General features: G+C 70.1%; 6 protein-coding genes. All 6 read right to left on the reverse strand.

Features of this window, described 5'->3' with window-relative positions:
* Positions 1-31: 31 nt before the first annotated feature.
* Positions 32-364, reverse strand: a complete 333-nt coding sequence (locus tag J7E89_RS26680) for a hypothetical protein (RefSeq protein ID WP_214976997.1) — start codon at positions 362-364, stop codon at positions 32-34.
* A 200-nt stretch (positions 365-564) separates the two neighbouring features.
* The gene (locus tag J7E89_RS26685) at positions 565-1,161 is read right to left on the reverse strand and encodes an RDD family protein (RefSeq protein WP_214976984.1); all 597 of its coding nucleotides are present in this window, start codon (positions 1,159-1,161) and stop codon (positions 565-567) included.
* A gap of 70 nt (positions 1,162-1,231) precedes the next feature.
* Complete coding sequence (locus tag J7E89_RS26690) at positions 1,232-2,650, reverse strand: DUF6177 family protein (protein WP_214976985.1); 1,419 nt, start codon at positions 2,648-2,650, stop codon at positions 1,232-1,234.
* Between the two features lie 113 nt (positions 2,651-2,763).
* Positions 2,764-6,738: a type VII secretion protein EccCa gene (eccCa, locus tag J7E89_RS26695; RefSeq protein ID WP_214976986.1), complete on the reverse strand. Its 3,975-nt coding sequence runs from the start codon at positions 6,736-6,738 to the stop codon at positions 2,764-2,766.
* A 37-nt stretch (positions 6,739-6,775) separates the two neighbouring features.
* A complete protein-coding gene (locus J7E89_RS26700; protein WP_214976987.1) occupies positions 6,776-7,990 on the reverse strand; it encodes a MinD/ParA family protein in 1,215 nt (404 codons plus the stop codon).
* Positions 7,991-8,043: 53 nt separating this feature from the next.
* On the reverse strand, positions 8,044-9,399 hold the full coding sequence (eccD, locus tag J7E89_RS26705) for a type VII secretion integral membrane protein EccD (RefSeq protein WP_214976988.1): 1,356 nt from the start codon (positions 9,397-9,399) through the stop codon (positions 8,044-8,046).
* Between the last annotated feature and the right edge of the window lie 166 nt (positions 9,400-9,565).

Here is a 9,565-nt window from a genome sequence, read left to right on the forward strand (position 1 = left end):
CCAGTCCGAGCACTTGCGCCACACCGGCAGGTCAGCGACCCGAGAAACGCGCCGCGTCGAAGTTCGCCGCCGACATCTGCGACTTCGCGTTCTCGTCCTGCTCCTGGTCACCCGAGCCGAACGCCGTGTCCATCCCCGACTGGCCACCCAAAATCGCCGCCAGTGAAGCGTTCAGCGCCGCCGTGATCTCGTCCGAGCGCGACTTGAACAGGTCGAACGCCACCTTGCCGGACCCGTTGAACTTCCCCTCCAACGGCTGTGCGGCCTGGATCAGCTGACGGATCAACAGTCCCAGCTCGTTGCTCGACCCCTGCGACTGCGACTGCAGCGTCGACAGGGCTTGCGTCCCCATATCGAACTTCATCTGACTCCCCCGTCGGAACAAACGATCGATGACTGTCATACCTATCAACTCAGGCGTCACAGATGCAATCAGCAATCGCGCCACTGTGACCAACACACGACAAAGTCACACCACACAACCGCATGCAGGCCTTGGAGCGGCGGGGACTGGCAACGGAGCCGAAGTCACCGCGCCAGTCCCCGCCCCTGCTCAAGGAGCGTCTACTGCCAGGGGGCGGCAGGCTGTCGTGCAGGTCCGGCGTCGGCTCGGACGACGACCACGCTGGTGATCTTGTCGGCGAACGTCTGGCTCTTGGTGTCCCAGATGGCCCACCACCAGCCCAGCCCGAACACCGCGTAGTTGAGGAACTGGCAGAGTCGGCGACCGAGGGCCAGGCCTATGCCGGGCATGAGGCCGTCGCGGTCGCGGACGGCGCGGATGCCGAGAGCTCTCTTGCCCACGGTCTGCCCGGTCCGGCCCTCGCGCATCAGCTGTACGACAAGGGTGGCGATCATGGCAATGAGTCCTCCCCAACCCAGAATTGCGGCGGGGATCTCGCCACTGTCGCCGGAGCGTCCCTCGCCGATCGCGTTGGCGATGCCCATCAGCAGCCACATCGGACCGAAGTTGATCAGAATGTCAAGGAGGAAAGCTCCTGCCCGCCGCAACCACCCGGCGTATGGCGGGTGCTGCGGGGCGTACGGGGAGCCTGGCTGTGGGAACGGCGGATACTGGGCCCCGGCCATCTGCTGCGGCGGCGGGTAGCCGGCGGGCGCTTGTGACGCCGCGAAAGGGCCCTGCGGTCCTGGGTAGCTCACTTTGGACACTCCTCACTATTTCCCTTGACGGGAAGTCGTCTGTAGACCGCAAAAACTACGAATGCGTGCTTCACTCGCCCTTCAGATGCCGCATCAGGCGCTCGAAATCCCGCCACCCCGCCAGGTCCGACGGATTGCCCGGCAGCGGGTAGTACAGCGCGGGACGGGTCCTCGGGCCCAGCTGGACAGGCGGCTCGGACAGCGGCGTGCGGCGGGCGCGGTCCCCTGGCATCACGCGGACCTCCTCCGCACCGAGCACGAAGGCCAGCGGGACTCCGGGTCCCTCGAAGCGCGGCGGCACTGCCAGGTCGCGGCGGGCCTTGCGAAGCTGTACGAGCATCGACTGGAGGTGGTGGCGGGTGGTGAGCGCCTCCGCCGCCCTGGGCAGGGAGTCCAACGGCGGTTCCTCGTCAGGCCCGTAGCCGAATGCCAGCCTGACGTCTTCCTCCACGCCGGCCTTCGTGCGGCTGATACGGACGGTGGCGAGTCCGGGCCGGTCCGGGCTGCCGACCACGACGAACCACGTCGGCTCGGGCGCCCTGTCGTAGGCTACGTCGGTCAACTGGCGCACCGACCAAGGGACGTTGGCGGGCTCCGCCGTTCCCCACCCCGCCGGAGGCTCGCCGGTGAGCTCGCGCCACACCGATTCCAGGGCGCCGCCCAGTACCAGACGGTCGTCCGCAGGGTGGACCGTGCGGAACGAGATGGCCAGCTGGCGGTCGCCGGTGTCCGCGGCCTCCTTGTAGGAGGCGGCCACCGGAGTGCGCGGGTCGTCGGGGGTCGCGTCGGCCGCCTCGACCGTTGCGAACATCCCGTCCTGCCAGCGCAGTACGGCGCCGGTCCGGCCGTCGTAGTACCCCTCCCGCTCGTCCTGCACGATCCAGCGGGACGGCCAGCCGCTCAGGCTGTCGCGTACGGCGGGGGAGAGCGTGCTTCCTGCCGGGCTGACGATCTGGAGGCCCAGCTCGGCGCCGGCGGCAGCCCGGAACGCATCGGAGAGCCAGGCCGTCATGGCGACCACCGGCCGGTCCTGGATGACGACGACGACCTTGTCGGTGAGTACGTCGACGGCCGGCTGCGCGGCAGCGGGCGCGGGCACGACGCTTACGCCTTCGCTCTTCACGACGGCAAGGGAGCGCGCGGCCTCCGGTGGCCAGGCGGAGCCACCGGCCAGGGAGACCAGCCGGGCCGCGAAAGTACCCGCGAGGCGCTCGGCCTCTTCGACCCCGGTCGTGGCACGGGCTTCCGTCCACCAGAACGGAACCGGCGGAGCCGTGGCCCCGAGCAGCCGCTCGGCCTCGCCCGCGACCTGCACGAGCAGCGGTGCCTCGACGGAGACGAGGGGTCGGCCGTCCTCGTCGCGGAGCTGTACGACGGCGCCCTCTCCTTCCGTGCCCACCAGCTTGTCGGAACCTCCGGAGAGCAGGCCCGCGAGTACGGTCCACGGGTCGGGCATGCGCTGAGTAAGGGCTATGACGTCCTTGGTCATGTGGTCGTCCGGTCCTTCGTCATTCGTGGCATGGATGTGTACGTGGCATGGGTGTGTGCATTGGCATGGATGTGTACGTCGTCTGTTCGTGGCCGCCTTGCGCGGGCCCAGCGTCACTCGGCCCAGTACACGGTCTGGATCAGGCGGTTCGACTGTCCCCTGCGGACGAGCACACCGCGGCCCGCGGGCTGCTGGGACGCGTACACGCCGGGGAACAGCTGGCCCTCGCTGCGGTCGCCCGCCATGACGATCGCCGAGGCCCCCGACTCGCGCAGGCCCTGTACCAGCGGCTCGTACATGCCGCGCGACGCGCCCGCCACGCGACGCGTCAGGACGAAGTGGAGTCCGATGTCGACCGCGGACGGGATGTACGGCAGGAAGGGGGCGAGCGGCGACTGGCCCGCGGTGGTCAGTACGTCGTAGTCGTCGACGAGAACCACGATCCGCGGGCCCTTGCCCCAGCTGCCGGGCTCCAGGTCGTCCAGGGGTGCGCCGTCGTCGGGCAACCGCTTCTCCAGCTCGGTGGCGATACCGGCCGCGAGGCCCGCGCACATCTTGGCGTTGTACGCGTAGCCGCCGTTGAACTCCTCGGGGACCGCGCCGCGCAGGCTCCGCCGAGGATCCATGACGGCGAAGACCAGTTCGTCCTCCCCGTAGCGATCGATGAGGCCGGAGGCGACGGTCTTCAGGACATTCGTCTTTCCGCACTCGCTGTCACCCATGACCAGCAGGTGCTGGTCATGCCGGAAGAGGTCGAGCAGGACAGGCGCGAGCGCCGTCTGGTCCAGGCCTATAGGCACCCGGTCGGGTTCGGCGACAGGGCCCGGCAGCAGGTGGGGCTCCACGACCTGTGGCAGGACCCGTACCGGCTGCGCGACCGCGCCGCTCCAGGTGGCGCGGATGGTACGGACCGTTCGCTCCAGGACCGCGCCCATCTCCGATGTATCGGCGACACCGTCTGTACGGGGCAGCGCGGCCTGTGCGAAGAGCTTCCCGTCGGTGAGGACACGGCCCGGCTCGTCGGGTGACAGGGTCTCGGCGAGCTTGCGGTCGACACTGGATTCGCTGGGGTCGTTGAGGCGGAGCTCGACGCGGGTGCCGAAGTTCGACTGGGTGGCGATGCGGACGTCGTTCCAGCGGAGCATGCCCGCGACGACGTGGATGCCGTAACCGCCGCCACGCTTGAGGATGTCGACGACGGCGTCGTCCAGCTCCTCGAAGTCGTCGCGCAGCGCGCCGAAGCCGTCGATGACGAGCACGATCTCGGCGGAGGCGAGCGGGGGCAGTCTGCCCGCCGCGTGCAGGGTGCGCAGCTGCTCCACTGAGTCGATGCCGTGCTCACGGAAGAGGTCCTCGCGGGTCGCGAGCATGCTCCGTACTTCGTCGACGGTGCGTCCCGCGCGCTCGCGGTCGGCTCGGCCCGCGATGCCGCCGACGTGCGGCAGGCCCGACAGGGCCGCCAGGCCGCCGCCGACCAGGTCGAGACCGTAGACGCCGACTTCCTGCGGCGTGTGGGTCAGTGCGAGCGAGAGGACGAGGGTGCGCAGGAGCGTCGTCTTGCCGGACTGCGGCCCCCCGATCACGGCGGCGTGGCCGCCCGCGACCGTGAGGTCCAGGTACCACTGTCCCTGCCATTGCTTTGTCGGGTCGTCGAGCAGGCCGAGCGGCACCTGGAGCGGACCGCGGCGCTTGGTGAGTTGCATGCCGCGCGGGCCGACGTCCAGCGGCCCGGCGACCTTGTCCAAGGTGATCGCCTCGGGCAGCGGCGGCAGCCAGATGCGCCGCACCGGGCCTGCGGCGTTCTCCATCTGGTCGACCATGACGCCCATCTCGGTCGGCCCGGTCTCGCGGCGCCGCGCCGTCGGCTCATGCGCGCCGGAACCATCCGGCTGGGACAGGGTGTTGAAGGTTTCGTATGCGAGCGCGAGAGGTCCGGTGTCCTCTTCTTCGTCACGCCGCACGGGGCCGCGGTAGGCCCCCGAGACATAGCTCGCTTTGAAGCGTTCGTAATGACTGGTGTCGACCTTGAGGTAGCCGAAACCGGGCAGCGGCGGCAGGTGGAAGGCGTCCGTGGTGTCCAGGACCGTACGGGACTCGTCGGCGGAGAACGTGCGCAGTCCGAGCCGGTACGAGAGATACGTGTCCAGACCCTTTAGCCTGCCGCCTTCGATCCGCTGACTGGACAGCAGCAGGTGTACGCCGATGGAGCGGCCGATGCGGCCGATGGACAGGAACAGATCTATGAAGTCCGGCTTCGCGGTGAGGAGTTCACCGAACTCGTCGATGACGACGAACAGGTGGGGCTGCGGGTCGAGGTCGGGCCGTTTGCCGGCGCGCAGTGCGGCGTAGTCACCGATGTCGGCGATGTTGCCCGCGTCCTTGAGGACCTGCTGACGGCGCTTGACCTCGCCGGCGAGCGAGGCGTGGACGCGCTCGACGAGTCCCGCCTGGTTCTCCAGGTTGGTGATGACACCGGCGACGTGTGGCAGGTCCGCGAACGGAGCGAAGGTCGCACCGCCCTTGTAGTCGACGAGGACCAGGGCAAGGTCTTCCGGCGGGTGCGTGGCCACCAGGGCGAGGACGAGGGTGCGAAGGAGTTCCGACTTGCCGGAACCGGTGGCGCCGACGCACAGACCGTGTGGGCCCATGCCGAGCTCGGAGGACTCCTTGAGGTCCAGCAGCACCGGCTCGTGGGAGTCGCTGATGCCGATCGGTACACGCAGGAAGGCACGCTCACCGCGCGGCGCCCACAGGCGCGCAAGGTCCAGCTGCGCCACGTCGTCGATTCCGAGCAGGTCGGCGAAGTCGACCGGCCCGGCCAGGGGGGCGCCGGCGAGCGACTCGGCGGACAGGCGCAGCGGCGCCAGCATCCGCGCCAGACCCTCGGCGAAAGGGATGCCGGCCTCGTCCACGATGCCGTGGGCGCTGATCGGCTTCTGCTCGCGCAGGTCCTCAATGATCACCTCAGCGCCGTCCACGGTGATCCGTACGCCGACCTGTCCCGGCTCCTGGACTCGCTGTTCGAGCAGGTGCAGGACGGTGACGCCCATCTCACGCAGGCCGACCGCCTCGTCGGGGCGCGGCAGGTCGACCGCGTCCGCGCCGTGCCCGTCGGCGACGACAAGCAACCGGGACGTCATGGACAGGGCATCCTTGCCCGCCAGCCCGCGCCGCACCTCGGCGGCGTAGGACGCGCGGCGGCGCAGTTCGGCACCGATCTGCCGGGCGAGCTGGGGGGCGGAGGGGGCTGTACGCCGGGCGGCGACGGGACCGTCGAACTGCTCGGTGTCGAGCAGATGGGGCATCCACTTGGCCCACTCCCAGTCGGCGAGCCGGTCGCCGGGCACGGCGAGCGCCATCGCCACGTCGTCGGGGGCGTGCAGGGCAGCGGCCTGGACAAGCAGGGCGCGCGCGACACGCAGACAGTCCTCGCGAGCGCCGATAACGCTGACGTTGCCCACACGGTCGAGCGGGACGGTGAGCGGGAGCTCGGTGCCCGTGTGGAAACGGGCCATCAGTGCCGACGCCTCGTTGAGCATGAAACGGTCGGGCGGAGTGAGGACCGACGAGCCCTGCTCCGCGAGCTGCAAGTCGCGTACGGGCATCTCGCCGGTCCCGACGCGCACCCGCAGGAAGTCGCTGTCGACCCGGCGGCGCTCCCACAGGCGAGCCGGGTCGCGCACTATGTCGTACAGGGCGTAAGGCGGTGGGTTGAGTACCTCGGCTCGCTCGCGCCGCTCGCGCTCCTCGGCGGAGAGCTCCTCGCGCAGGTCCTCCAGATAGGCCAGGTAAGCCTCGCGCTGGGTGCGGCGCGTGCGCTGGGCCTTGCCGCGCTGGGAGAAGACGAGCGCGACGGAGCCGATGATGGTGACGACGAGGATCAGCGCCCCGAGCGCGGCGAACTGGCTGTTGCGTACGACCGTCATCATCACGACGGAGGACATGACCCCGGCGACCGGCAACAGCGACATCGCGATGTTGCCCGCCTTTCCTTCGGGCAGGTTGGGCGGGGCCTCGACGACGCGCGCCTCGGAGGCGTCCGGGGGCCGGGTGATCCTGGCCGGCCGGTGGATCAGTCGGGTACTCATCGGCGTCCGTCATTCCCGGTCGGGCTCGGCATCAGGATCAGTGGCGCTTCTGGGAGAGCTGAAAGACCTCTGCGGCGAGGCGGGTGGCAGCTTCCCTGGTCGAGTGAGCGAGCAGTTCGGTACGTATCGGACCGCCGGCGGCCAAGTGCCTGTCGTACGGCAGGATCCGCACGCTCGCCCCGGTGGACCTGAGTTTCTGGGCTGCCTTGCCGAGGTCGAGTCCCGAATGCGGCACCTGCTCGGTGAGCACGACGACCGTGCCGTCGATCACCTGCCGGGGCAGCCCTTGCATCCACTGGAGCACCGCGTACGTGCTGTTGATGCCTTCCAACGTGGCGGGGGCGGTCAGTACGCGTGCCTGGGCGGCGGAGAGCGCGACGCGAGCGACCTCGGCGGGCAGCGTCTCGCAGTCGACGACCGTCACACCGAAGTACCGGCGCAGCGCGACCATGACCCGCCCGTACGCCTTTGTGTCGAGCATCGCGCCGATCCTGCCCTGGCTGCCGGGCAGCAGCCAGGCGTTGTCGGGGAGTTGGACGAGATAGCCGGTGATGTCGAGCAGCGACATCTGCGGCTCGACGATGTCCGCCACATCGGCGGTGGTCCAGCGCAGCGTCTCGACACCGAGCCGCAGCGGCAGCGAACCGAGCGCCGGGTCGGCCTCGACGAAAAGGACCGGGTCCTGTCGGTAGTGCGCGTACGTGGTGCCGATCAGCGCTGTGACGGTCGATTTGCCGGCGCCGCCCCGAATGGAAGTGACGGCGATCTGCCGGCCGGTCGTCACGGGCTGCTGGAGCACCTCGGCGGTACGGGTGAGCTCTGCGACCTCGCGCGCGGCCGACGACGCGACGCAGCGGCGCAGGGCGCGCGCGGCGCGCGAGGCCAAGGACTCGCCGTGCCGTGGCTTGCCTCCCGCCCCCGCCAGGTCCGTGTCGACCACGGGCAGGGAGTCGGGGGTGATGCGGTGCGAGCGGGCCCCTGGGGTGTACGGAGCCGGCCCCTGGCCTTGTTGGGCAGGGGCCTCATGGCCGGTCTGTTGGGGGCCGGCCTGCTGCGGCGTACCTTCCCCGTGGGCGACGGCCGACGCCTGGGCGCTCTGCGCGAGCGGCGCGGCCGGACCCTGCGCGGGGAGGGCTGCTCCCGGCCCGGGGACGCCGTACGCCTGCCCACCGGTGCCGGGTGCGCCCTGCTGGTCGCCGCCACCTCTCAGGTCGCGCAGCACATCGCCCTGCCAGTTGTCTCCGTTCGGCATGTCTGCCCTTCTCTTGCGTCCTGCCGCGCCACCCGGAGCGCTTGCGCGTTGACTCAGAACTTGTTGAGCAGCTGTCCGTACACGCCGAACACCCCGACGGCGAGCGGAAAGAGGCCCACCATGCCGATGGATTCGACCAGATCGGCCGTACGCCGCAGCCGCACCTGTACATGCTCGGGCGGCTGCACCGCCAGAACGACCAGCGGCAGCACCGCGGCCGCACACAGGACGGCCAGCGGCCCGGTTCCCCCGGCATGCTCCATCCACAGCATCACGAGGCGTACGACGAGGCACGCCGCGGCGGCGAAGAGCGCCACCACCTCGGCTACCAGCGGGAAGGCCCGCGCCCTCGACAGGAGCACCACCGCGACGAGTGACGGCAGAGCCACGGTCCATACGGTCGGCTTCGCAGCCAGCGTGAGCAACCAGCCGGCGGAGGCCGCCGAGACCGCGGCAGCCATCGTCGCGAGGGCCAGGCCCCGGTGCGTGGCCGCGAGGGCGTTGCCCACCTGGTGACGACTGACGGAGGCTCCGCCCGAGCGGTGGTCGTCGAGTGCGGTGAGCCCCGACGCCATCAGGGCGAGCCGTGGCAGCAGGCCGAGCAGTACCACGGAGAAGACGGCCATGACGGCGCCGAGTCGGACCAAGTCGCCCTGGAGGGCGGCGACACCCTCCCACACGACGGTGATCACGGCGATGGCGAGGGCGCCGATGAGACCGCCGCGGCCGAGCGGCGAGAAGTACCCGAGCATCACCATCGTCAGGGTCAGCATGGCCGCGACGGAGGCGAGCCGCAGGGTTCCCGACCAGTCGTACGCGTCGGCGGCAGTCCACGCGCTGAGGATGCCCAGCCCGCCGGAGGTGACCATCAGCGCGGTAGCCAGGCCGCGGTTGCCCTGCCCGATCCTGGCGACGAGCGCACCCGCGGCGAGGAGGAGAATCGTTACGGCAAGGAGGGCGCCGGCCAGGGCGTCGAGAGCGAGCTCACGGCGGGCGAGCAGGGCGGCGATCACAGCGAAGGCCACAGACGCCACACCCGCGCCGGCCCGGCGCGCGGCCGGGCGCCAGCGCCAGGCCCGCAGGTCGAGGTCGTCGGCCACCTGGTCGGTGACGTCGTGCACCACAGGGGCGGGCGGCGCCGAGTGGATTCTGACAAGCCGGAGCACGGCGCCGTCGGCAACCTCGGCAGACGCCAGCGTGCTGTCGTGCGGCAGCGCGGAGCCGTCCGACGTGATCAACTGTCTTGTCATGGGGCGCGATGCGGCACGGTCGTCCAGCAACCCCAAGATGTCGGGGAGCAGTTGACCGATCGGAGCATCGGACGGCAGGACGATGTCGGCCCGGCGTCGCTCGCCGACGAGGGTCACCCGGCTCAGTTGCGCCCGTGAAGTCGTTGCTGTGCTCACCACTTACGGGAACCTATCATCGCGACGTTGAAGACCTCGGGCCGATGGTCGTGCCTGTACTTGCGCCTTCCACCCATGGCCTCAGAGGGAAATGCCAGGGCCACCCTTCACGATTGCCCGGCGTCTGCGACATTTCCGGCCGACAGGTTTCTACCTCTGATCTTGGCCA

It is taken from the genome of Streptomyces sp. ISL-100 (assembly GCF_018614615.1).
Classification (GTDB): Bacteria; Actinomycetota; Actinomycetes; order Streptomycetales; family Streptomycetaceae; genus Streptomyces.

Bases quoted from the DNA above. Each gene is read 5' to 3' on its own strand.
- J7E89_RS26700 (WP_214976987.1), bottom strand. From the start codon at position 7,990: ATGCCGAACGGAGACAACTGGCAGGGCGATGTGCTGCGCGACCTGAGA.
- eccCa (WP_214976986.1), bottom strand. From the start codon at position 6,738: ATGAGTACCCGACTGATCCACCGGCCGGCCAGGATCACCCGGCCCCCG.
- J7E89_RS26680 (WP_214976997.1), bottom strand. From the start codon at position 364: ATGAAGTTCGATATGGGGACGCAAGCCCTGTCGACGCTGCAGTCGCAG.
- J7E89_RS26690 (WP_214976985.1), bottom strand. From the start codon at position 2,650: ATGACCAAGGACGTCATAGCCCTTACTCAGCGCATGCCCGACCCGTGG.